The organism is Nonomuraea sp. NPDC049378 (assembly GCF_055586745.1).
Genome location: NZ_JBVJHP010000010.1, coordinates 118,784 through 141,388 on the forward strand (window position 1 = coordinate 118,784; position 22,605 = coordinate 141,388).

22 protein-coding genes are annotated in these 22,605 nt (G+C 71.1%); 8 read left to right on the top strand and 14 right to left on the bottom strand.

The window, feature by feature from the left end:
* Both ACZ6SA_RS22585 and ACZ6SA_RS22590 read right to left on the bottom strand, forming a co-directional pair.
* Positions 1–1,139: FG-GAP-like repeat-containing protein (locus ACZ6SA_RS22585; protein ID WP_465830118.1), on the bottom strand; the 1,139-nt coding region annotated here is incomplete at its 3' end.
* Between the two features lie 78 nt (positions 1,140–1,217).
* Positions 1,218–4,211, bottom strand: coding sequence for an AfsR/SARP family transcriptional regulator (locus tag ACZ6SA_RS22590; protein WP_465830120.1), 2,994 nt, complete (start codon positions 4,209–4,211; stop codon positions 1,218–1,220).
* A gap of 139 nt (positions 4,212–4,350) precedes the next feature.
* On the opposite strand from ACZ6SA_RS22590, the gene ACZ6SA_RS22595 reads away from it, so the two are divergent.
* The gene (locus ACZ6SA_RS22595; protein ID WP_465830122.1) at positions 4,351–5,352 is read left to right on the top strand and encodes an ArsR/SmtB family transcription factor; all 1,002 of its coding nucleotides are present in this window, start codon (positions 4,351–4,353) and stop codon (positions 5,350–5,352) included.
* Between the two features lie 93 nt (positions 5,353–5,445).
* Here the strand turns inward: ACZ6SA_RS22595 and ACZ6SA_RS22600 are convergent, their stop codons facing one another.
* The 7 genes from ACZ6SA_RS22600 to ACZ6SA_RS22630 all read right to left on the bottom strand — a co-directional run bounded on the left by ACZ6SA_RS22600 (position 5,446) and on the right by ACZ6SA_RS22630 (position 12,254).
* Positions 5,446–6,600, bottom strand: a complete 1,155-nt coding sequence (locus tag ACZ6SA_RS22600) for an NAD(P)/FAD-dependent oxidoreductase (RefSeq protein ID WP_347643492.1) — start codon at positions 6,598–6,600, stop codon at positions 5,446–5,448.
* 70 nt (positions 6,601–6,670) lie between these two features.
* The gene (gene sigJ, locus ACZ6SA_RS22605; protein WP_465830124.1) at positions 6,671–7,543 is read right to left on the bottom strand and encodes an RNA polymerase sigma factor SigJ; all 873 of its coding nucleotides are present in this window, start codon (positions 7,541–7,543) and stop codon (positions 6,671–6,673) included.
* Positions 7,544–8,016: 473 nt separating this feature from the next.
* Positions 8,017–8,202, bottom strand: a complete 186-nt coding sequence (locus ACZ6SA_RS22610; RefSeq protein ID WP_347643490.1) for a hypothetical protein — start codon at positions 8,200–8,202, stop codon at positions 8,017–8,019.
* A 23-nt stretch (positions 8,203–8,225) separates the two neighbouring features.
* Entirely contained in the window at positions 8,226–8,387 is a 162-nt protein-coding gene (locus ACZ6SA_RS22615; protein ID WP_347643489.1) for a hypothetical protein, read from the bottom strand.
* Positions 8,360–10,255 carry an ABC transporter ATP-binding protein gene (locus tag ACZ6SA_RS22620; protein WP_347643488.1) on the bottom strand — a complete coding sequence of 632 codons (1,896 nt, stop codon included), beginning with the start codon at positions 10,253–10,255 and terminating at the stop codon, positions 8,360–8,362. The genes ACZ6SA_RS22615 and ACZ6SA_RS22620 overlap by 28 nt, the downstream gene beginning before the upstream one ends.
* On the bottom strand, positions 10,245–10,676 hold the full coding sequence (locus ACZ6SA_RS22625; protein ID WP_347643487.1) for a S26 family signal peptidase: 432 nt from the start codon (positions 10,674–10,676) through the stop codon (positions 10,245–10,247). Before ACZ6SA_RS22625 ends, ACZ6SA_RS22620 begins: the two co-directional genes overlap by 11 nt.
* Before the next feature lie 393 nt (positions 10,677–11,069).
* Entirely contained in the window at positions 11,070–12,254 is a 1,185-nt protein-coding gene (locus tag ACZ6SA_RS22630; RefSeq protein ID WP_465830128.1) for an RNA-guided endonuclease InsQ/TnpB family protein, read from the bottom strand.
* Positions 12,255–12,435: 181 nt separating this feature from the next.
* On the opposite strand from ACZ6SA_RS22630, the gene ACZ6SA_RS22635 reads away from it, so the two are divergent.
* From ACZ6SA_RS22635 to ACZ6SA_RS22650, 4 genes are all read left to right on the top strand, one after another.
* Positions 12,436–13,686 carry a S1C family serine protease gene (locus ACZ6SA_RS22635; protein ID WP_465830130.1) on the top strand — a complete coding sequence of 417 codons (1,251 nt, stop codon included), beginning with the start codon at positions 12,436–12,438 and terminating at the stop codon, positions 13,684–13,686.
* A 112-nt stretch (positions 13,687–13,798) separates the two neighbouring features.
* The gene (locus ACZ6SA_RS22640) at positions 13,799–14,449 is read left to right on the top strand and encodes a GntR family transcriptional regulator (RefSeq protein ID WP_347643485.1); all 651 of its coding nucleotides are present in this window, start codon (positions 13,799–13,801) and stop codon (positions 14,447–14,449) included.
* Positions 14,446–15,165 carry a haloacid dehalogenase type II gene (locus ACZ6SA_RS22645; protein ID WP_465830133.1) on the top strand — a complete coding sequence of 240 codons (720 nt, stop codon included), beginning with the start codon at positions 14,446–14,448 and terminating at the stop codon, positions 15,163–15,165. The genes ACZ6SA_RS22640 and ACZ6SA_RS22645 overlap by 4 nt, the downstream gene beginning before the upstream one ends.
* A 103-nt stretch (positions 15,166–15,268) precedes the next feature.
* Complete coding sequence (locus ACZ6SA_RS22650; protein WP_347643483.1) at positions 15,269–16,111, top strand: ion transporter; 843 nt, start codon at positions 15,269–15,271, stop codon at positions 16,109–16,111.
* A 9-nt stretch (positions 16,112–16,120) separates the two neighbouring features.
* Here the strand turns inward: ACZ6SA_RS22650 and ACZ6SA_RS22655 are convergent, their stop codons facing one another.
* A complete protein-coding gene (locus ACZ6SA_RS22655) occupies positions 16,121–17,218 on the bottom strand; it encodes an alkene reductase (RefSeq protein WP_347643482.1) in 1,098 nt (365 codons plus the stop codon).
* A gap of 51 nt (positions 17,219–17,269) precedes the next feature.
* Between ACZ6SA_RS22655 and ACZ6SA_RS22660 the strand changes: the two genes are divergently transcribed.
* On the top strand, positions 17,270–17,632 hold the full coding sequence (locus ACZ6SA_RS22660) for a MerR family transcriptional regulator (RefSeq protein ID WP_347643481.1): 363 nt from the start codon (positions 17,270–17,272) through the stop codon (positions 17,630–17,632).
* Positions 17,633–17,670: 38 nt separating this feature from the next.
* On the opposite strand, the gene ACZ6SA_RS22665 is transcribed toward ACZ6SA_RS22660, so the two are convergent.
* The 3 genes from ACZ6SA_RS22665 to ACZ6SA_RS22675 all read right to left on the bottom strand — a co-directional run bounded on the left by ACZ6SA_RS22665 (position 17,671) and on the right by ACZ6SA_RS22675 (position 20,489).
* Positions 17,671–18,420, bottom strand: a complete 750-nt coding sequence (locus ACZ6SA_RS22665) for an HD domain-containing protein (RefSeq protein WP_347643480.1) — start codon at positions 18,418–18,420, stop codon at positions 17,671–17,673.
* Positions 18,417–19,376, bottom strand: coding sequence for a GlxA family transcriptional regulator (locus ACZ6SA_RS22670; RefSeq protein WP_465830367.1), 960 nt, complete (start codon positions 19,374–19,376; stop codon positions 18,417–18,419). The genes ACZ6SA_RS22665 and ACZ6SA_RS22670 overlap by 4 nt, the downstream gene beginning before the upstream one ends.
* A gap of 183 nt (positions 19,377–19,559) precedes the next feature.
* On the bottom strand, positions 19,560–20,489 hold the full coding sequence (locus tag ACZ6SA_RS22675) for a helix-turn-helix domain-containing protein (protein ID WP_347643478.1): 930 nt from the start codon (positions 20,487–20,489) through the stop codon (positions 19,560–19,562).
* Positions 20,490–20,582: 93 nt separating this feature from the next.
* On the opposite strand from ACZ6SA_RS22675, the gene ACZ6SA_RS22680 reads away from it, so the two are divergent.
* Together ACZ6SA_RS22680 and ACZ6SA_RS22685 are read left to right on the top strand one after the other, a co-directional pair.
* Positions 20,583–20,894: a hypothetical protein gene (locus tag ACZ6SA_RS22680; RefSeq protein ID WP_347643477.1), complete on the top strand. Its 312-nt coding sequence runs from the start codon at positions 20,583–20,585 to the stop codon at positions 20,892–20,894.
* Positions 20,895–21,092: 198 nt separating this feature from the next.
* Positions 21,093–21,968: a DUF4394 domain-containing protein gene (locus ACZ6SA_RS22685; protein ID WP_465830137.1), complete on the top strand. Its 876-nt coding sequence runs from the start codon at positions 21,093–21,095 to the stop codon at positions 21,966–21,968.
* Positions 21,969–22,103: 135 nt separating this feature from the next.
* On the opposite strand, the gene ACZ6SA_RS22690 is transcribed toward ACZ6SA_RS22685, so the two are convergent.
* The gene (locus ACZ6SA_RS22690) at positions 22,104–22,574 is read right to left on the bottom strand and encodes a TspO/MBR family protein (protein WP_347643475.1); all 471 of its coding nucleotides are present in this window, start codon (positions 22,572–22,574) and stop codon (positions 22,104–22,106) included.
* Positions 22,575–22,605: the final 31 nt, after the last annotated feature.

The following is a 22,605-nucleotide window of genomic DNA, read 5'->3' on the forward strand; positions in this document are numbered from 1 at the left end:
GCCCTCGGCGACACCCTGAAGTTGTTACCGAAATACTGCAACGACCCATCCGACTTCACCGCAAGAACGTCCGCGAACCCGTCACCGTTGACATCAGCAGAGCTGACGTGTTTCATCCCGGCCCACCCCGAACCGACCTGATAACCACTCCCGAAAGGCGCCCTCGGCGACACCCTGAAGTTGTTACCGAAATACTGCAACGACCCATCCGACTTCACCGCAAGAACGTCCGCGAACCCGTCACCGTTGACATCACCAACGGCCACATGCTTCACCTCCGCCCACCCGGAACCGACCTGATAGCCATTGCCGAAAGGCGCCGTGGGGGAGGACTTGATGTTGTTGCCGTAGTAGTGGAGCGTGCCGTCGGCCTTGACCGCGAGGATGTCGGCGAAGCCGTCGCCGTTGACGTCGCCGATCGCGGCGTGTTTCATCGTGGCCCAGCCCGCCCCGACATTCCTGCTGTCGCCGTACGGGGCCTGGCGCGAGCTGTTGAAGTTGTTGGGGAAGTAGTGGAGCGACCCGTCGGCCTTGACAGCGAGCAGGTCGGCGTAGCCGTCGCCGCTCACGTCGGGAATACGGTTGCTGCCGGCGCCGCAGTTGCGGCTGACGACGTTACGGTAGGTCTGCCCGTTCTTACTGCCGTACGGCACACCGTTGAAGACGGTCTGCACCCGCTCGTCGCCTGGCGCGCCCATACCGGTCTTGCCGTCGCCGTTCTTGTCGAACCACGTCTCGAAGTGCAGGTGAGGGGTGTTGCCGTTGGAGCCGGTGCCGCCGACCGCGCCGAGCGGATCCCCCTGTTGCACCCGGTCGCCCACCTCGACCGAGCGGTACTTGAGGTGCAGGTAGGCGGTGAACCAGCCGCCCCCGTGATCGATCTTCAGCATGTGGCCACCGCCCCTGCCGAAGTACGACTTGATCACGGTGCCGGCGGCGGGTGCGATGAGCTTGGCGCCATCGGTCGCGCTCTGCGGCTCCTTCACCATGTCGAGCGCCGGGTAGTGGCCCCAGGTGTCGAAGCGCCATTTCTCCCCGCAGAGGAACGGCATCTGGAAGTCGGGACGGGCGCCGGCCTCGGCGGGCACGGCGATCGCGCAGGCCGCCAGGACACCGACGATGAGTAAGAACTTTCGCATGGCACGGGAACGTAGTGACGCCCTGTCATAGATCCGGCATAAGGATGAAGGACAGAGCAGGGAGGAACCGAGCCCCCGTCAAGCGTCGTGACCGGCCAGCAGCGGGTCACCTCGTCCGGCATGTCCCCGAGAGCGGAGCCGGGCGGGGACGCCCGCGCTGATGTCGGGGTTCACGGCCCCGATGACGGCCAGCAGCTCGCGGGCCCGCGCCTGGGCGGACGCCGCCGCGGCCTTGGCGCCGCGCTCGCTGTGCACCTCGGCCAGCTGGTGCAGTGCGCGCGCCTCCCAGATGGGGGAGTCGATCGAGATCGCAAGCCGGTGCGCCCGGCCGAGCCGGTGCAGCGCGATCTCGTGCTCGCCTCGCGCCCTGCTGGCCGCGCCGAGCGCCAGCCACGCCTTGGCCTCGACCAGCGGCTCGTCCACGGCGCTCGCCAGCTCGATGGCCTGACGGAGGAATTCTTCACCGATGGCGTGCCGACCCCGCTCGATCTCGAGGTAGCCGAGACCGTAGCGGGCGAACGCCTCGCCCCGCAGGTCGCCGAGGCCCTCCACTGTGCTGAGCAGGTCGGTGAACGCCTGCTCGGCCTCGTCGAGCCGGTCGGAGCCGAGCAGCAGTTCGCCGATCCGGTAGACGACCTCAGGATGGGCGCGCCGGTCCAGCGCCATGCTCGCGGTGAGCGCCTCGTGCAGGTAGGGGCGGGCCGAGTCGAGGTGGCCGACGTCCATGAGGAGCTGCCCGAGCAGCCTGAGCACGAGGATCTCCGCACCCGCGTCGCCCACCTCGCGGATCGCGCGCAGCGCGGTCTCGCACTGCTCGATCGCCTCGCCGTACAGGCCCTTCATGCCCGCTGTGAAGGCCGCCACCGCGCGCGCGAGCGCCCAGCCGTGCCGGTCATCGCAGCGCTCGAACAGACGCAGGGCCTCCGTGACGGCTGCGGTAGCCGGTCCGTAACGGTGCCGGTACGCCTCCAGCAGGCCCATCCCGGCGAGCAGGGCGGCCGAGCCTCGTGTGTTGCCCGCCGCGCGCGTGGCGAGGAGCGCGACGCGATGTGTCTCCTCCCAGTCGTCATAGTGGCCGCGGGTCTGGAACAGCGACACCGCGGTCACGGCCAGGTCCCAGCAGAGCTCGTCGAGGCCGAGCGCGGCGGCCTGGCGGACGGCGGCCACGATGTTCGCGCGTTCGATCTCATACCAGGACAAAGGGTCGGTGTCGACGATGTCCATGCCAGGGGGGTTCCAGCGGGGAGCCGCTCCGTGCACGACGGTGTAGTCGCCGCCCTGGGTCGCGCGGTGCGCACGGTCCACCAGCGCCAACCAGCCGCCCAGCACCCGTGTGACGTCCGCCTGGCTGACTTCGCGGGCGTAGATGCGGACCAGGTCGTGGAGGCGGTAGCGCATGTCCCCGGCCACCTGGAGCAACTGGGAGTCGACCAGGCTGTCGACGAGGTCTTGCGTGCCGTTCGCGGCCAGGGCCACCCAGCCGGGGATCTCAGAGGTGTCGGCCTGGGCGAGGGCGGACAGCAACCGGAGAGCGGCGGGGTCCAGGCCCTCGGTGGACAGCGCGATGCTGCTGCGGACCTCCAAGTCACCGTGCGCGAGCTCGTCGAGCCTGCGGCGTTCGTCTCTGAGCCGCTCCACCATGTGGCCGACCCGCCAGTGTGGCCGGCTGGCGAGCCTGGCACCGGCGATCCTGAGGGCCAGCGGGAGGTTTCCGCAGAGCCGGGCGAGCTGGGCGGTGGCCTCCGGCTCCGCCTGCAGCCGGTCGGCCCCTGCGACGCTGTTCAGGAATCGTACGGACTGGGCAGGCTCCAGCTCCGCCAGCTCCACCCGGCCCGCAACGGGCAGACCGGCCAGCCGCGACCTGGCGGTGATCAGCACCCCGCACCCCGCGTCACCTGGGAGAAGGGGACGTACCTGGGCTTCGTCGAGCGCGTCGTCCAGCACCACCAGCACCCGCCGCCCTGCGATGCACTCCCTGAACCTGGCCGCCCGCTCCTCCACGCCTCCCGGCAGGTCCTGCACCGGTTCGCCGAGGGCCCGCAGCAAGTTCGCGAGCACCTCTCCTGGCTCCACCCGCCGGTCAGGTAGGGCGCGCAGCCGGGCGAAGAGCTGACCGCCGGAGAAGCGCTCACATATGCGGTGCGCGACGTGCACGGCAAGCGTGGTCTTGCCTACCCCCGCCTTGCCCGTGACGATCGCGACCGGCACCACGGCGGACGTGGACTCCGGCAGCAGGACCGCCGCCAGCTCTGATGTCGTTGTCTCACGCCCGGTGAAGTCCGGCACGTCGGTGGGAAGCTGTCTCGGGCAGGGTTCCGCACGCAGGTCGAGGGCGGGGTCATCGGTGAGGATGGCCTGCTCCATTCCCTTCAGCCGCGGGCCTGGCTCGAGGCCGAGCTCATCCGTGAACGCCGCACGGGCCTCGCGGTAGACGGTCAGCGCCTCCGCCTTGGCCCCGCACCGGTAGAGGGCGAGCATGCGCAGCGCCCACAGGGGCTCCCTGAGCGGATGCTCGTCGGTAAGCGCGGCCAGCTCGGCCACCAGCTCTCGGTGGCGGCCGAGCCGCAGCTCAAGCTCCAGGCACTCCTCGAGCACAGCCCTGCGGCCGTCGTCGATGGCGGCCACCTCGGCCTCGACACCGACGAAGTCGACCCCGGACAGGAGCGGCCCCCGCCACAACGCCAGCCCGCGTCGCAGTGACGTGGCGGCGTCCCGGTCCCTGCCCTGCGCCGCCGCCTGGCGGCCCGCCTCCACGTGCGCGACCCATTCCAGCAGGTCGAGCGTGTCGGGTCCGGCCTCCAGGAGGTAGCCGCCGGGCATGGTTCTGATCACGTCGGGGCAGCCGGCCGCGGCCAGCGCCCTGCGCAGCCGCCCCACCGTGTTCCGGATCTGGCGCGCCGGTGACGGGACCGGCCCGGAGAAGCAGAACTCGACCAGACGCTCCACGGTCACCGTGTCGTTGGCACGCAGCAACATGAGCGCGAGCAGCCCGCGCTGGCGGTGCCCGAGATGGAGCACCTTCCCGTCCACGGTGGCCCTGACCTGCCCGAGAAGCTGGAATCTCAACGCCATGCGCGCCCACCCTTTTACCCACTTCGCCCCCGTTGGCCGATAATCGTCCTCCAAGGCCCCACGGCAGGTCCAGGCATTGCAGTCCTGGCTTAAAAGCCCAGCTTGACCGGGATGAACAGCGGGAAGGTGGCCACGATCGATGTTACGGATCCTTTTCACCAGCGAAGACCTCGCCCGTACGCGAGTCGCGACAGCCGATCCGCTGTGGGAGATCGCGCTCAGCATGTTCCGGCTGGCGGGGCGCAGAGGTAAAGGAGCGTTCGCCACGTGGCGCCGCCGGACCCGCCAAGAGCTGGCCAGGTCGGACAACCTGGCCACCGTACGGTGCGTCCTGGGCCCGCTCTTCCCCGCTCATGCGTCGTACTTTCCCGACTTCCTCACGCCACCCGCCGGCGTGCACGGGCTGGACGCGGGGGTCGACGCCGTGCTGAGCACGCCGCGCCCGCTGCTGCGCAGGGAACTGGACAAGCTGGCGAGGCGGACGGGCACGCCGTCATGGGCGTGGGGCCTGGCCGACGGCCGCATGGACGCCTTCCATGACCTGCGCGACGGGCTGCGCGGCTACTTCGATGCCGCCATCGCTCCCTACTGGGTCGAGATCCAGGCGATGGTGGACGCCGATCGGGCCAGGCGCGGGCGCGCGTACCTGGACGGCGGGGTCGGCCGCATGCTGGCGAGCTTCAGCCCGGTCATCCGGTGGCGGCCACCCGTACTGAGCATGGACCACCCGGTCCACCGGGACGTGCACCTCGACGGGCGCGGGCTGGTGCTGATTCCGTCGTACTTCTGCTGGGGCGCGCCCGTGGCGCTGGCCGACCCGGAGCTACCGCAGGTGCTGGTATACCCGATCGAGCGGGACCGCCCGCCGGCCACGCCGAGGAAGCCGTCCGAGAGCCCCAACGCTCGGCTGCTCGGCCCCACCAGGGCCGCCATACTGAAGTCCACCGTCGCGGGGGTGACCACGGGAGAGCTGGCCCGCCACCATGGGATCTCACCCTCCGGCGTGAGCCAGCACACCCAGGTGCTGCGCGAGGCGGGGCTCATCGTCAGCCGCAGGTCCGGCGGAAACGTGGTCCACACCGTCACGCCCCTCGGCGCCGCCCTGCTGACCGGCGGCCGGATGGATGCAGCGCCGGCATGAGAGGTCAGCCACGCGCTCGCCGCAGTCGGAACCGGTCGGGCAGGATCGCGGGCTGCCCCTGCCCGATCTGACCAGCCGAGGTTCCGCGCCGGGCTACACGGCGGCGGCCGTCCGCTCCTCGTCCCGGGGGAAGAAGGGCAGCTCGATGAGGACACGGCCGGCGGCGGCGAGGATCTGCGCGGCATCGTCGACCGGCGGATGGATCCACTGGTTGATCAGCAGCTTGACCTCCTTGGCCGCGGCGCCCGAGGCCATCACCTTGCGGTCCCAGCCCCTGGTGAAGACCCCGCCGGCGGCGCCCAGGTCCAGGCAGGTGACGTAGGGCCCGGCGGTGAAGTCGCGCAGCGGCAGTCCGAGCAGGTCGGCAGCGGCGTTGTACCCGGCGATCTTGCCCATGGGGGTGGCGTGCTGGCAGGCCTGCATGACCACGTGCTCGGCGTCGAACGCCGCCGCGGCCGTGTCGCCGGCGGCGAACACCTCGGGAAGGGCGCGCAGGCGCCGGTCCACCGGCACCCGGCCGAGGTGGTCGAGCCGGTCGGAGATCTGCCGGGTGAGCTCGCTCGCCCGCATGCCCACCGACCAGACCACCGCGTCCGCCTCGACCTTGGCGCCGTCGGAGAGGACGGCGTAGCCGTCGCCGACCTCGGTCACCGTCGTGCCGAGCCGGCGTTCGACGCCCAGCTGGTCCAGCGCCGCCTCGATCTCCTCGCGCGGGCCCGGGCCGAGCTGGTCCGCGACCACCTCTGACCGGTCCACCAGCAGGACCCGGCCTCCGGCGGCCAGTGCGGTCGCCGCTTCCAGGCCGGTGAAGCCGGCGCCCACGACCACGGCCGAGTAGTCCTCCCGTCCGCGCAGGTGGCCGGTGAGCCGCCGGGCCCCCTCCAGGGTGTCGATGTCGAAGAGCCGTTCGACGCCGGGCAGGCCCTGGGGCCGTACGAGCTTGCTGCCCGCCGCCAGCACCAGGCGGTCATAGCCGATCTCCTCGCCGTCGGCCACCACCACCCGGCGGCCGGTGTCGATCGTGCTCACCGAGGCGCGCAGGTGCCGGACGCCGATCGGGTCGAGGATGCCGCGCAGCTCCACCTTGGCCAGGTCCGGCTCCGGCTCGTACAGGCGGGGCCGCAACACCAGGTGCTCGCCCGGCGCGATGAGCGTGATGCGCAGATCCGCGTCTCCACGTGCCAGCGCCGCTCCCGCCGCGCTCCACACGCCCGCGAAACCGCCTCCGATGATCACCACGTGTGCCATCGTCCATGTCCTCTCTCAGCCTTCGCCCCCCGGAGATGTCCGGGGGCGGCAGGGAGACAAGACGGCGGGCTCAGATGTGACCGATGCGGGGAAGTTTCTCCGGATTGGCCAGTCTCCGGAAGACCGTGATCCGGCCGTCGGCGACCTCCAGGGTGTCGAGCCAGACCAGCTCGCCGCCCTGGTAGGTCGCCAGGGCCGGATAGCCGTTCACCTCGATGATCTCGAACGCGTCGGGACGCCTGATCCGGATCTGCCTGACCGCCAGCAGGGCGATCGTCTCGGCACCCCGCACCGGCCTGCGCGCGGCGGTCGCCTTGCCGCCACCGTCACCGACGTAGACGGCCTCTGGAGCCAGCAGCGCGACGAGCGCGGCCATGTCCCCCGCGTCGGCGGCCGCCTTGAACGCCCTGAGCACGCGTTCGGTCTCGGCCCTGGACGCCCGGGGCCGCTCCTTGACGACGGCGACCCGTGCCCGCGCGCGGGAGGCGAGCTTGCGGCTGGCCGCGGAGGTGTTGCCGAGCACCTCGGCGATCCGGTCGAACGGGAAGTCGAAGACGTCGTGCAGCACCAGGGCGACGCGCTCGGCGGGGGTCAGCCGCTCCATGACCACCAGCATCGCGGTGCTCACCGACTCGTCCATGACGATCCGGGCGGCGGCGTCGGGACCGGTCAGCAGCGGTTCGGGCAGCCAGGGCCCGACGTAGGACTCGCGCCGGACGCGGGCCGAGCGCAGCACGTTGTAGGACGTACGGGCTGCCAGCGTCACCAGCCAGGCCCGCAGGTCCCGCACCTCGGACAGGGCGGCGGCGGAGGCGCGCAGCCAGACCTCCTGCGTCACGTCCTCCGCCTCGGCGACGGTGCCCAGGATCCGGTAGGCCGCCCCGAAGACGGCGGGCCGGTGCGCGTTCCAGTCGGCCTCCGCCAGCGTGCCGGTGGGCTCCATCCTCGACCTCCTGCCGCCTGCCCCGGTGTCCGACCGCCGATGATAGGCAACCCGATCCGGGCCCTTCGCCGCGGGCGGGGTCGGTGGCGGAGCGAGCGTTTTGGGGCGTCAAAGCCTGGCCCTGGAGTCCGTTTTGCGCAGATTGTCGCATTCGCGCCCTGGGTAGCTCCCCATGTCGAGGTTGCACCCGCAGCCGCGCCGATCGCTCCACCACGTTAGGAGCAGCCACATGAGAACGCCGAGCCGCCTGACCGCAGCCAGGATCCTGTCCTTGCCCCGCCTCAGCGTGCCGACACCGTACCCGGACAACGACGACTCCTCAAGCCATCGCCGTCGCCGTCGCCACCGGCGCTGATCGGCGCGCAGGACCGTGCGGCCGAAGAGTCCTGCCTCGGGCCCTTCAGCCGCACGCCTCATCCCCCGGAAGGCGGAGCCTCCCTGACCGGAGCCTGCCGGAGGATCCCTTCACCCGCCTACGCGCACTGCTTCCTGTGGTAGACCGAGCAGTCGCTCCTCCAGCACTTGAAGACGGAGCAGCAGATGCTGCCCGTACAGGTCGTGTGGTCGAGGATGCAACGTGCCGTGCAGGCGGCCTGCGCGTCGCCGGTCGGTACGACCGCGGCGACGATCCGGTCCGCCAGATCGGTGATGAGCTTCATACGTCCCACCTTCTCTCCGGTGACTATTCGCACAGGGTGACCAAGCGGTAGCTGCAGTCGGTGTTGTAGCACCTCATCTTGTAACACCCCGTGTTCGGGTCGTAGCTGACCTGCACGCACACCGGACTGCACGCCGCGGCGGCCTTGACCGTCGGGATCAACCGGTCGATGAGCCTGTCCAGCATTCTGTTCTCACCTCCTTCGCTGCCTCGCAGTCACTGGGCGCGGTTTCATCGAGAGCCATCTCGTGATAACCGCGGGCTTGCAGGCGGAAGAAGCGGGCGTACGTGCCGTCCACCGCCATGAGGTCGTCGTGGTCTCCCCGCTCGGCGACGACCCCGTCCTCCAGGACGACGATCAGGTCGGCGTCCCGCACGGTGTTCAGCCGGTGGGAGATGAGCAGGCTCGTCTGGCCCGCGCGGTGCCGGCGCATCCGGGCGTGCACGTCCGCCTCGGCCTCCGGATCGAGACCCGAGCTCGGCTCGTCGAGGATCATCAGGTCCCGTCCGTCGCGGAGGAAGGCTCTGGCCAGGGCGGTTCGCTGCCACTGCCCGCCCGAGAGCACGACCCCGGTCGAGGAGTCCTCGCGGTCCTCCTCGCTGGTGAACATCCGGGTGAGCAGCGTGTCGTAGCCGCGGGGAAGGGACGCGAGCAGCTCGTCCACCCCTGCCCTCCGCGCGGCGGCGCGGATCCGGTCCAGGTCGTCACGGGCGCCGACGTCTCCCACGCCGATGTTGTCGCGGGCGGAGAAGTCGTAGGTCATGTGGTCCTGGAAGACGCCGCTGATCCGATCCCGCAGCGCGTCCGGCCGGACGTCGCGCAGGTCGACCCCGTCCCAGAGGATCGTTCCCCGGCTCGGGTCGTAGAAGCGGCAGAGCAGCTTGACGAGCGTGCTCTTGCCGGCGCCGTTGAGCCCGACCAGCGCGACGGCCGCGCCGTACGGGATGAACAGGTCGACGCCGCGCAGGATCCAGGGATGGTCGTCGCTGTAGCGGAACCACACGTCGCGCAGCTCGATCCCGCGCCGCAGCGGCGGCAGCGGCGCGGGTTCGGCCGGCACGACGAGGTCCGGCTCGGCCCTGACCACCGCCACGTAGTGGCCGAAGAGCCGCAGGTTGTGATCGGCGATCGCGATGCCGGTGACCAGGGTGTTGAGCCCGCCCTGGACGGCGACGACGGCGGCGGTGAACATCGACACGTCCCCGACGGTGAGCGCGCCCGACCGGGCCGCGGCGATGGCCCAGACGAGCCCGCCCCCGGCCACCACGGCGGACAGCAGGGCGAGCACGCCCTCCGCCGACAGCTCCTTGCGGTCCATCCGCCGCCTGCCCTCATGAGCCGTCGACAACTCCGCCATGAGGCGGCCGCGCAGGAATCCGCCGGTGTTGAAGAGCCTGATCTCCTTGGCCGCCTCGATCGTGCTGAGCAGGTTGCTGTAGAAGAGCTGCCGTCGCTCCGCCGGGCCGATCTCCCACATCATCGTCGTACGCTGGCGTGACAGCTTCAGCTGCGCGACGAGCGCCGGCACGGCGGCGCACAACACGATCAGCGTCATGGCCGGGCTGATCACGAGCACGGCCCCGACGAAGCCGATCACGGTGACGGCTGAGCGCACCAGGCCGAACGACTCGGTGACGATGCTGTCGGCCCTCGACGCCCCCTCCTGGGCCAGGCGCAGCCGGTCGAGGAAGCGCGGATCCTCGAAGGGCCGCAGCCCGGGGAACCGTGCCGTGGCCGCGAAGAGCCGGTCCGTCGTGGCGGCCACCATGGCCCGGCCGACCTGGTTGCCGAGATACCCCGACCAGTGCGGCAGGACCGCGGCGGCGACGCCGATGCCGGCCAGCCCTGCGGCCAGGCCCAGCAGCTCGGCCAGGGAGGCCGCCCCGGTGAGGCCGTCGATGACCAGCTTGGTCAGCCAGGCCGCCGCGACCGGCGCCGCAGCCGTGCCCAGCAGCGTGACCGCGTACCCGATCGCGGGAACGGCGGCGGCGCTCCACGCGGTTGCCGCCGCCTCGCGCGCGGAGGCGGTCAGGCGCACCCCCTCAACGGCCATGCCGCGCCACCAGCTTCCTGATGGTGACGGCATGGAGATCGTCGGCGTGGAAGAAGCCGTGCTCCCGTGAGTCGAAGCTGGCCTCGGTGTTGTCACCGATCAGGACGAACCTGCCGGCGGGGACGACGTCGTCGTCGACGGCCTCGCGCACGTGCTCCGGGACCGGGTCGCCGGGCAGGGCGGCGATACGCTTGATCAGATATTTGCTGCCGATCGGGTGAGGGCTCAGGACGACGGCGATCTGCCCGGTGCGCAGCGCCGCGAGACGCGTGCGCCGGGACAGGAGCCGGTCCCCGTCGGTCAGCGACGGGGCCATGCTGTTGCCGTGGACGCGGATCACCATGTACGTCGCGCGCAGCCGTACGGCCAGCAGGGCCAGACCCGCGAGCCCGCAAGCCGCCGCGAGGAACGCCCGCCTCACGGCGTCCCGACCCCGGCCAGCACGGCGACCAAGTACTGCAACACGCCCTCCCCCGGCCTGTCCGTGAGCAACGTGCGGATCCCCGTGACACAGCGGACGCGGTCCCGGTCAGGACCTGTCACGCGACGCGCAGGAGATCCACGAACCGGATGTTTCACGATCCCGCTAGCCCGGCCCTCGCGCGCCACTAGCCCGGCGCCGCCTGCCGCGGGCCAGGTGCCGGAACGGCTCCTTCCGCCGCCGAGCTAACAGGGATGAAACACGCGCGGGTGTTCCATGAACCTCACCAGACCGGCGCACGCGTGCTTGGAGCGAACGTGCCTGGCTGCCTCCGCTCGACTGACCCGAGGAGACGTCGTGACTCCTCCGCCCCCTGAAGGAGGCGGCTTCTCGCTAAGCCGCTTCCGCAGGTTCGCGAAGGGCAAGCCCTGCCCTGAGAATGTTCTTGGCCGCGTTGACGTCGGCGTGCGCGGTATGACCGCACGCCGTACAGGCGAACGCGGCCTGGGTGACGCGGTTCTCCTTCGCGCTGTGCCCGCAGCGGGCGCAGGTGCGGGAGGTGCCGGCGGGGTTCACCGCGATCAGCTTGCGACCGGCGCTTTCAGCCTTGTACGACAGGATCGTCAGGAACACCCCCCAGCCAGCGTCCAGGATGCTCCGGTTGAGGCCGGACTTCTGCGCCACATTCCGGCCGGGGACTTCGACCGTGCCGGACGCCGAGCGGGTCATGTTCGCGATCCGCAGGTCCTCGTGCACGATCACATCATAGGCGCGGACCAGGGCGAGCGCGGCCTTGTGCGCGCCGTCCAGACGTTGCCTGCGCACCCTGGCGTGCAACGCGGCCACGCGGGCCACCGCCTTGCGCCGCCGCTTGGAACCCCGTTCCTTGCGGGCCAGAGCCCGCTGCGCGGCGGCCAGCCGGTCAGCGGACGCGGCCAGGTGACGGGAGTTAGTCAGATGCTGTCCGTCGGAGGTGGTGACGAGCGAGGCCACGCCCATGTCGATCCCGGCCACCGCGCCGGTGGCGGGCAGCGGCTCGGCGGGCACGTCGTCGCACGACAGGACCACGAACCAGCGCGAGCCTTCACGCGTGACGCTGATCGTCTTCACCTGGCCGCGCACGGGCCGGTGCTGGTGGACGCGGACGTGCCCGACCCCCTGGAGGCGCATGTAGGTGGCGGTGGGGTGGCCGGGCTGGGAGTTCCACCGGCAGCCGTCGCCGTCCTTGGGCCACTCGACGGTGTCGAACCGGCCGCGCCCCTTGAACCGGGGGAAGCCCGGGGTGCGACCCGCGCGGACCCGCGTGAAGAACGCGGCGAACGCCTTGTCGAGCCGTCGCAGGGTGGCCTGCTGGGAGGAGAACGACCAACGCGCCTGCCCGTCCGCATCACCGGCGCGGATGTGTTTCAGCTCGGCCGACTGATCGCCGTACCGGACGCTCACCCCCGCCCTGGCATAGGCGGTGCGCCGGTGCTCCAGAGCGGCGTTGTACAGCTGCCGGTGGTCCTCCAGGCACGCCGCCAGCGCCGCCGCCTGCCGGGCGGTGGGGCGCAACAGGAACCGGAACGACCTGCGCACACCCCACCCCCCCATCACGTTTCGTAACGACACCGCCACGCTACCGGCTGCCGCCGACAAAATCAGGAAGGACATCCGTGATGCGCAGACCCGACCGGTCAGGGCACACTCGGGCCTTGACGGCCCTCCCGCTCCCGATTCACCCGTCGCCTCAAGACGACGGTCCCCTCGGGAGGATCTGATGGACACCAACCCGCCTCGCGAGCATGGCTCCTACGGCCGGAACCAGGTCGGCGACACGCAGCCCACCCGTGAGGGCTTCCACCCGCCGGGCCCGATGTTCATCCCGCCCGGGTTCCCGCCCCCGCCTCCTCCCGCTCCCCTTCCCGCCCCGCAGCGGCGGGCGGGGATCGTCCTCACCGGCAAGGTGGCCACCGGACTGGCGCTGGCGGCGTTGATCACCCTCGCGGGGGCGGCGCTCGGAGGCGGCGCCGTGGGAGCGCACCTGGTCGCGGCCGGCCGGCCGGCCGCGACCGCCACCGTCGCCGGCCCCAACCCGGTGTTCCGTACGGCTTCCGCCCCGTACACGGTCGCGCAGGTCGCCGAACTCGTGCAGCCGTCCGTGGTGATGATCCAGGGCCAGACCGCCGGAGGCTCCGGGGTGGTGCTGTCGGCGGACGGGCTGATCCTCACCAACAACCACGTCGTGGCCGGGCAGGATCGCCTGGCGGTGAAGTTCAGCGACGGCAGGACCGCCCAGGCCGGCGTGGTGGGCACCGACCCGGCCACCGACCTCGCCGTCATCCGCGCCGAAGGCGTGACCGGGCTGGCCAGAGCCACGCTGGGCGACAGCGACCAGCTCAAGGTCGGTGACGACGTCCTGGCCATCGGGAGCCCGCTCGGCCTCGACGGCACGGTGACGGCGGGCATCGTCAGCGCGCTGGACCGTACCGTGACCGCCGGGAACGGTCCGGACGGACGGCAGCCGCCTCCGGGCATGGGCGGGCAGGAGCAGGAGAGCGGGACGACCACGCTCGGCGGCATGATCCAGACCGACGCGGCGATCAACCCCGGCAACTCCGGCGGCGCCCTGGTCAACGCCGCCGGCGAGCTGGTCGGCATCAACAGCGCCGTCGCTCCCGAAGGGGTCAACCTGGGCTTCGCCATCCCGGTGAACACCGCCAAACAGGTATCCGAGCAGCTCATCAGCAAGGGCAAGGTGAGCCACGCGTACCTGGGGGTGAGCGTCACCGACGCGACGGGCCAGGTGGCCGGCGCGCTGATCCGGCAGGTGGTCCCGGGCAGCCCGGCCGACAAGGCGGGACTGAAGCAGGGCGACCTCCTCACCAAGATCGGCGACACGCCGGTCACGGGCGGCGACACGGTCGTCGGGCAGGTCCGTGGCTTCACGGTCGGCCAGCGGGTGCAGATCACCTACCAGCGGGACGGCGAGCCGAACACCGTGACCGTCGTCATGGCGGAGAAGCGGTAGCCCGAGGCCGGCGCGCGACCGTGGCCGGCAGCTCCATGCCGCCTTCCCGGCCGGTCCGCGGGTGCGGGCCTCGATTTGGCTGACTCACTGGATATCTGTTATACAGTTAGCCATGTCGATTCATCCGGTCACCGTGGCGGACGCGGTCGCCGACCAGCTGCGCCGCCGGTTGTTGTCCGGCCACTACCGAGGCGGAGACCAACTGCGCGACACCGAGCTGTCGCAGGAGTTCGGCGTGGCCCGGCCCACAGTGCGCGCAGCCGTGCAGACGCTGGTGGCGGAAGGGCTGCTCGATCGCGGGCGCGGACGCAGCGCGCAGGTCCGGACGTTCACCGCCGAGGACGCCATCGACCTGGGCCGGCTGCGCCGCCCGATCGAGACGATCGCCGTCGAGATGATCATTTCGCGGGCCCGGCCCCTCGCCGGCATCGCCGCGGCGGCGCGGGCGTTCTCCGCGCTGGGCGACGACGTCTCGTGCGACGTGGTCGCCGGCCATGACGTGGCCTTCCACCGGGCCGTGTTCGTCGCCGCGGGCTCGGCCCGCCTGCTGCGCACCTTCGACGAGCTCAGCGCCGAGCTGCGCCTGCTCATCGCCCAGCTTCGCCCGGCCTACGACAGCGTCTCCGACCTGGCGCGCGAGCACGAGCTGCTGCTCGACGCGTTGCGCTCCGGCGACGTCCAGCAGGCCAGGGCCGCCTGGAACGCCCACTGCGACGACTCGGAACGTTTCTACCTCGACCTCATCCAGGAGCACTCACGGTGAACTTCAACGACTTCGACGCCCTCAGCTTCGACTGCTACGGGACCCTCATCGACTGGGAGGCCGGCATCGCCACCGTGCTGCGCGCGTGGGCCGGCACGCACGGTCTGCGGATGAGCGACGAGCACCTGCTGACGGCCTATTCCGCGCACGAGGCGCAGGCCGAGGCCGACCACCCGGGCGACCTCTACCCGCGGATCCTCGCGCGGGCGATGCGTGGCCTGGGCGCGCAGCTCGGTGTGCCGGTCAGCGACGGCGAGGCCGAGTCGCTGGCGGTCTCCGTGCCCGACTGGCCGGCGTTCCCCGACTCGGCGGAGGCGCTGGAGCGTCTCTCGCGGCGCTACCGGCTCATCATCCTGTCCAACGTCGACCGCGCCTCCTTCGCCGGCTCCAACAAGCGCCTCGGCACCACCTTCACCAGCATCCTCACCGCCGAGGACGTCGGCTCCTACAAACCCGATCCCCGCAACTTCGAGGCGCTGGCGCGCGAGGCCGAGCGGCTCGGAGTGGCCGAGGGCAGGCTGCTGCACGTGGCGCAGAGCCTGTTCCATGACCACGTGCCGGCCAAGGCCGCGGGCCTGCCCACCGTGTGGATCAACCGCCGTCACGACAACGCGGGCTGGGGCGCGACACCGGAGCCGGCGGCCGGCGTCACCCCGGACTGGACCTTCACCTCCATGCGCGCGTTCGCGGACGCGGTCGACGCCGGCAACGCCTGACGCCCGCCCGAGCACGGTCCCGGACGAGCATGCCGGTCGTCGCCCAGCACGTCCCGCCTCATACGATGATCGACGCCCCGGCGCCGACATTGGAGGCTGAACGTTGCTGGATCGAGAACGCGTACGCGCTCTCCTCGCCCACCCGCGCTTCGAGCGGGCGATCATGGCGGTCATCGTGCTCAACGCGATCACGATCGGCTGTGAGACCTCCTCCTTCGTGATGGGGTGGATCGGCGAGCCTCTTCACGTCGTGGACCGCGTGGTGGTGGGCGTGTTCGTCCTGGAGCTCGCCGCCCGCCTCTACGCCCACCGGGGCGCGTTCTTCAAGGATCCGTGGAACTGGTTCGACACCGCCATCGTGGGGATAGCGCTGGTGCCCGCCTCCGGGCCGGCCTCCGTGCTCCGCACCTTGCGGATCATGCGGGCGCTGCGCCTGGTCACCGCGGTGCCCAGCATGCGCAGGGTCATCTCGGCGTTGATGGCGGCCATTCCCGGCATGGCCTCCATCCTCGGCCTGCTGATCATCATCATGTACGTGGCGGCGGTGATGGCCACCCAGTGGTTCGGGCGGACGGCGCCGGCGTACTTCGCCGAGATTCCGACCTCCCTGTTCACCCTGTTCCAGGTGATGACCGGGGAGGGCTGGCCGGACATCGCCGACCAGATCATGGATGCCCATCCGTGGGCATGGATCTTCTTCGTGACCTACATCCTGGTGTCCTCCTTCGTGGTGCTGAACCTGTTCATCGCGGTCGTCGTCAACGCCATGGACGACGAGAGCACCTCCGCGGAGGAGCAGCGCACCGACGACCGGCTCAGGGCGATCACGGAGGAGCTGGCGCGCCTGCACGCCAAGCTGGACGCCCTTTCCCCGCGGGCCGAGAGCAGGACCGGCGGGCAGGAGGACGACCCCGAAGCGTCACCCAGCCTGTCGAACGCGAGCTGACCGGCTGCGTCACCGGCAGAGCGTGAGGGCGTCCAGGCTGGGATAGTCGGTGTACCCGGCGGCTCCGTGCGTGTACAGGTGGGCGGTGTCGATCGGCTGGAGAGGGGCGTTACGGGCGAAGCGGGCCGGCAGGTCGGGGTTGGCGATGAACGCCCTGCCGTAGGAGACCAGGTCGGCCAGTCCGGAGGCGAGCGTGGCCTCGCCGGCCTCCTTGCTGGTGGCGGGGCGGTTCTCCCCGACGTTGGCGATGAGGGTGCCCCGCCAGCGGGGCCGCAGGTCGGCCAGAGCCGGATAGCGGTCGCCGTCGGTGAGGTGCAGGTAGGCCAGGCCGAGGCCGTCGATGCGCCCGACGAGGTCGCGATAGACGGGGCCGGGGTCGCTCTCCACCATGCCGAACTGCGGGTTGCCCGGCGACAGGCGCAGCCCTGTGCGGTCGGCGCCGATCGCGCCTGCCACGGCGGTGACGACCTCGACGGGGAAGCGGACGCGGCCCCCAGCCGTGCCGGGGCCGTACTCGTCGTCGCGGAGATTGGTGTTGTCGGCCAGGAACTGGTGGATCAGGTAGCTGTTGGCGCCGTGCAACTCGACCCCGTCGAAGCCCGCCGCCATCGCGTTGCGGGCGGCGGCGACGTGGTCCAGGACGGCCTGCCGGATGTCCGCCCCGGTCATCACACGGGGCGTGACGGGATCGGCCTTGCCGCCGTCCCGTACGTGGACCGGACCGGGCGTGGGCACGGCCGACGGGCCCGAGGGCACGTCGGCGGCCAGGCGCGACAAGGGGTGACCCTGCCGGCCACCGTGCATGAGCTGGGCGAAGACGCGGCCCCCGGCCGCGTGCACGGCCTCCGTGACGGCGCGCCAGCCGCGGACGTGTTCTGGCGTCTCCAGGCCCGGCATGCGCCATCCCGACTGGCCGCGGGCACTGGGCCAGATGCCTTCCGTGACGATGAGGCCGGCACCCGCTCGTTGCGCGTAGTGGTCGGCGACGATCGGCAGCGGGGTGCCGTCCTCATGAGCGCGGAAGCGCGTCATCGGGGCCATCACCATACGGTTGGGGAGCGTCAGGCGGCCGAGCCGGCAGGGCGTGAGCAGCAAGGAATCAGTCATGCCGGTACGGTAAGAGTTGACATGGATGTCAGGTTCAACCCGAGGTACGGCATGCGGATCGGTGAGCTGGCCCAGCAGACCGGCGTGAGCGAGCGGTCGCTGCGCTATTACGAGCAGCAAGGGCTGCTCCAGGCGGAGCGCACCCCTGGCGGCCACCGCGACTACGCCGACGGGGCCGTGGAGCGGGTCATCCGCATCCAGGAGTTGTTCGCCGCCGGGCTGTGCAGCACCAAGATCGCCCAGCTGCTCCCGTGCCTGGGCGACGGCAAGGGCGGCGCGGCCGTAACGGCCACACCGTGGCTGGCCGACCAGCTCACGAAGGAACGTGAGCGCATCGACCGCATGATCGGCGACCTCGTCCGTTCCCGGGATGTCCTCGACGACGTCATCAGGGAAGCCCAGGATCGCGGGTGATGATCCACCCAGCGCCCCGCCGGCGGAACGACGCGCCCTCAGCCTTTCCAGCCGCTCGCGTCCAGGAAGTCCTGCCAGGTCATGTAGGGCGCCTCGGGATGCCGCTGGTGCAGGATCTCTCCCGGCAGGGTCATGGGCGGCGCCTTGCGCGGATCGGCGAGGCCCTGCTCGACGATGGCGTCGGTCAGGGCACGAGCACCGCCGTGGCGAGGGTAGACGGCGTGCACACGATCGGCGTACCCCGCGGGCAGTTCGCCGGGGCCGCCGGTCAGGTCCAGGCCGATGCCGGTGTGCGCGACCACGATCTCCGGCGGGCGGCGGCGGGCGAACACCGGCGAATCATGGAAACCGAATGAGGTGTGCAACGCGATGCCGTCCCAGACGGTGTCGACGCGGCGGTCGGTGATGCCCTGCCTCTCCAGGAACCGGGCGGCGAAGTCGGCGCCGTCGACCTCGAAGCGCTGGCCGGTGTCTGCGCGATCGGTCAGGCCCATGTCGTGCAGCACGCAGATGAGAAACATGACCTCGGCGTCGTAGTCGCGGCCCGGCCGGCGTCCGGCCCGCGCGGCGGCCGCCCGGGCGAACAGGTAGCTGCGCAAGCTGTGGTTGCGCAGGTACGGCTGCTGAGCGTCCGTCACCAGTTGCCTGGCCGCCTTGGCGACACGGGTGGAGGGGAAGGACAGGTCGGCGTGCCCGCTCGCGGCGGCGGGAGGTGCGCCGGTCGCCAGGGCCGCCGCACCGGCCAGGCCGGCTCCCAGCACGGTCCGGCGGTTGGGGGACGAGCTCATGAGGTCTCCTTCGGGGTCATCAGCGAATGGGAGGTGTGAAAGCGATGGCGATAGGCGCTGGGTGTGATGCCCAGGGCCTTCAGGAACGCCCGGCGCATCGTCTCGTCGGACCCCAGACCGCACCTGCGGGCGATCGCGGACACACCGTCGGCGGTGGTCTCCAGCAGGATCTGGGCGGCCTCCACTCGTATCCGCTCGACGTACTGGCCAGGGGTGAGCCCGATCTCGCGGCGGAACAGCCGGGTCAGGTGGCGTTCGCTCACCATGACCCGGGCCGCCATCGCGGTCAGGGTGTGCTCTGCCGCGGGCTCGGCGGCGATCGTGTCCAGCAGGCGGCGCAGCGCCGGGTGACGCGTCGCGGGGACGGCCCCGCGCATGCTGAACTGCGACTGACCACCAGGCCGCTGCAGGAACACGACCATGTACTTCGCCACCGCACGTGCGAGTTCCGGCCCGTGGTCCTCTTCCACGAGGGCCAGCGCCAGGTCGATGCCGGCGGTGATGCCCGCCGAGGTCACGACAGATCCGTCACGCACGAAAATGGCGTCCGGCTCCACGGTGACCCGCGGGAAGCGGAGCCCCAGCTCGGCGCAGGCCGCCCAGTGCGTGGTGGCCCGCCGCCCGTCGAGCAGGCCGGCCTCCGCCAGCAGGAACGCGCCCGTGCACACCGACGCCACCCGGCGCGCGTGACCGCCGACGTCATGCAACAGGTCCAGGAACTCCTCGCCGGGACGGTCGCCGTCCGGCGGCGCGTATCCCGGCACCAGCAGGGTATCGATCGGCCGGTCGAGCTCGGACAGAGCCAGGTCCGCCCCCAGAGGCACGCCGACGTCCGTGCGCACCGGCCGCCCGTCGACGGAGGCGTGCCTGACGCGGTAACCGGCGGAGTTGTGCAGGACCTGAACCGGCCCCGCCACGTCCAGCAGAACCACACCCTCGTAGAGGGCGACCACCACGTCTTTCACGACGTCAAGCCTGCGGCCTCGCGGAGATGTCCGCAAGGACCACCAACCCACAGATCCAGACATACAGCGCTCGACTCGGCTTCGGAGGGAACGCATCTCCGCGGACCGCCGGCGAGCGAGCGAGCTCAGGCGGCTGCCCCGAGGGGAGCGAACCGGCGCGGGCGGCGGAAGCTGTCAGCGCGGTCGGCGGCCGCGGTACGTACGGCGGTACGCCGTGGGCGTGGTGGACGCGTCGCGTGACAGGTGTTGCCGGAGGTTGGCGGCCGTGCCGAGGCCGGAGCGCCGGGCCACCTCGTCGACCGGCAGGTCGGTGCCCTCCAGCAGCCTGCGCGCTTCGAGAAGGCGCTGGGCGGCCAGCCAGCGCAGCGGGGTGGTGCCGGTCTCCGCGGCGAAGTGGCGGGCGAACGTCCGCGGCGCCGATCCCGCCTGGCGGGCGAGGTCGGCGACGGTGACGGGTTCGGACAGGTGGTCCAGCGCCCAGGCGCACACCGCGGCCATGCCCTCGCCGCTGGACGGCAGCGGCCGTTGCAGGAACTGGGCCTGACCGCCCTCCCGGTGTGGTGCGACGACCAGCCGCCGCGCGACCCGGATCGCGGCCTCCGGGCCGTGGTCGGTGCGCACCAGATGCAGGCACAGGTCGATGCCTGCGGCGAATCCGGCGCTGGTCAGCACGTTCCCGTTGTCGGCGTACAGGGTGTCGGGGTCGACGTCGACAGCCGGGTAGCGGGCGGCGAGGTCGGCGGTGTCCATCCAGTGAGTGGTCGCCCGCCGGCCGTCCAGCAATCCCGCCGCGGCCAGCGCGAAGGCACCCGTGCAGACCGAGACGATCCGGGCACCGCGTGCGGAGGCGGCGCGCAACGCGTCGAGCACCGGCAAGGAGGGCTCCACCAGGGGTGCGTAACCCGGCACCACGATCGTGCCGGCCGTGTCGAGAGCGTCGAGCCCCAGCGGTGCGTGAAGGTCGAAGCCCGTGGTCGACGGGACCGGCCCCGCCGATTCGGCGCAGACGGCGAACGAGTACTCCTCGCCGCCGAACACCTCCGCGGGGATGGCGAGGTCGAAGGCGACCACCTTCGGCAGGGCCAGACCCACAACACGATGCATGGCAGGATTCTTACGCTAATAGGCTTTTCTGTCACTCGTCACCGGTCCGTCGCCCGGCGAGGATGACGATGCACGTCAAAGCAGGGAGAAGCCATGTTGTTCCTCGACGCGTCCTCGTTCACCGCCGAACGTCCATGGGGCGCCCTCGACATCACCGAGATCGACAACGCCACCGTCCGGCTGCACTGGACCGACGAGCCCTACGTCTGGCACGTGAACGACGGGCCGGAGGTCTTCGCCGTCATGGACGGCGTCGTCGACATGCACTACCGCCGCGACGGCCGGGAACATGTCGAGCGGCTCACCCCCGGCCGCATCTGCTACGCCGAGCCGGGTGACGAACACGTCGCGCATCCCGTACCCATGGCCCGCATTCTCGTCATCGAGCGCAAGGGCAGCATCTAGCCGGTCCCCACCTCGGGTGTGACGCGGCGGTTGCGCTTGATGACAAAGGCGGCCCCGCTCCTGGCAGGCACTTTGACATTTGTCACGAGGACATGTCCGCCGTCTCCGGACAAGCTGTTGCTGCTTGCAGCACGCCGGTGAACGCAGGCGGCAAGGGCCGCGTGAAAGGGCCGGCACAACTCGATGGAGGAGCACCCAATGCGAGGACGGATCACGAAAAAGGTTGCCTTACTGATCGGGTTCGCGACAGCGGCGGCCCTCGCTGTCGGGCCGGCGGGAACCAGCCAGGCGGCGAGCTCCCCCTCGGCCGCGGCCCTCTCGCTGCGGGCGTACGGGATCACCGACGACGGCCGGCTGATGGCCACGTTCACCACCGACAAGCCGGAAGAGCTCAACTGGGTCAGGCGCATCACCGGGCTGGTCACCGACACCTTCGTGATCGGGATCGACTTCCGCGTGCAGGACGGCAAGTTCTACGCCGTCGGCAACCACGGCGGCATCTACACGATCTCGCTCCCGACGGGCAACCAGGACGTGGTCGTCACGAAGGTCTCCCAGCTCCAGATGGGGCTCAAAGGCACCGCGTTCGGCGTCGACTTCAACCCCGCCGCCGACCGGCTGCGCGTGATCAGTGACAACGGCCAGAACCTGCGGCACAACCTCAACGACGGCACGACGGTGTCGGACACCTCGCTGAGCAACGGCCCCGGCTCGCCGGCCTCCGGGGTCACCGCCGCCGCCTACACCAACAACGACCTCAACGGCGACACCGCGACCACGCTGTTCGACGTCAACACCACCACCGCGCAGGTCGTCGTCCAGTCACCGGCCAACAACGGGCTGCTCGCCCCGACCGGCGCGCTCGGCATGCCGGTCGCCACGAACGCGGGCATCGACGTCTACAGCGACCTGAGCAACGGCAAGACCGTCTCGAACTCGGCCTTCGCCACCCTCGTCGTGAACGGTGACGCGACGCTCAACACGGTCGACCTGCTCACCGGCGCCGCCACCCCGATCAGCGACCCGTTCCCCCTGACCATCACCGACATCGCCGTCGCTCTCGACACCCACTGAACTGCCTCGTCCGCCCGCTGATGTGAGCCCGCGCCGCCTTCCGCGCGGGCTCACCTCCACGTGCTGTCCAGCCGCCCGGCCGGCCCGCGAGCAGGACCGGCGTCCGCCCTCCCCGATGCGAGGGCCGGGCCTGGGTCATTCATCGCGGTTCCGGCGGGCGATGTCGGTGTTGAGTGCGGTGGCGAACACCGTCCAGCCCGCGTAGGGCAGCAGGAACAGGCCCGCGCGGCGATCGGCTGACCATCCCCGCCGGACGAGCACCGCGTTGGACGCGTTGAGGACGAGGATCTCGGCGAGCGCCAGGCGCGGGTTGCGGGCCCGGAAGAACAGGGCCGGCCATGCGGCGTTGAGCACCAGGTTGCCGGCCAGGGCACTCCGGAACGCCCGGCTTTCGTCCTGGTCACCGCGAGAGATGGCCCGCGCGCCCGCATAGGCGATGAGAGCGTACAAAGGGGTCCAGACCAGGCCGAAAGCCTGGGGCGGCGGCTGCCACGACGGCTTCTTCAACCGCTGGTACCAGCCGGAGCGCGCGTCGGTGGCGAGCGCTCCGGCGACGGCGGTGGCGGTCACCGCGAGAGCCGTTTTCAGGAGGAGTTTTCCTGTCATCGCCGTCTCCTGCCCAGGTGCGACGCCACCG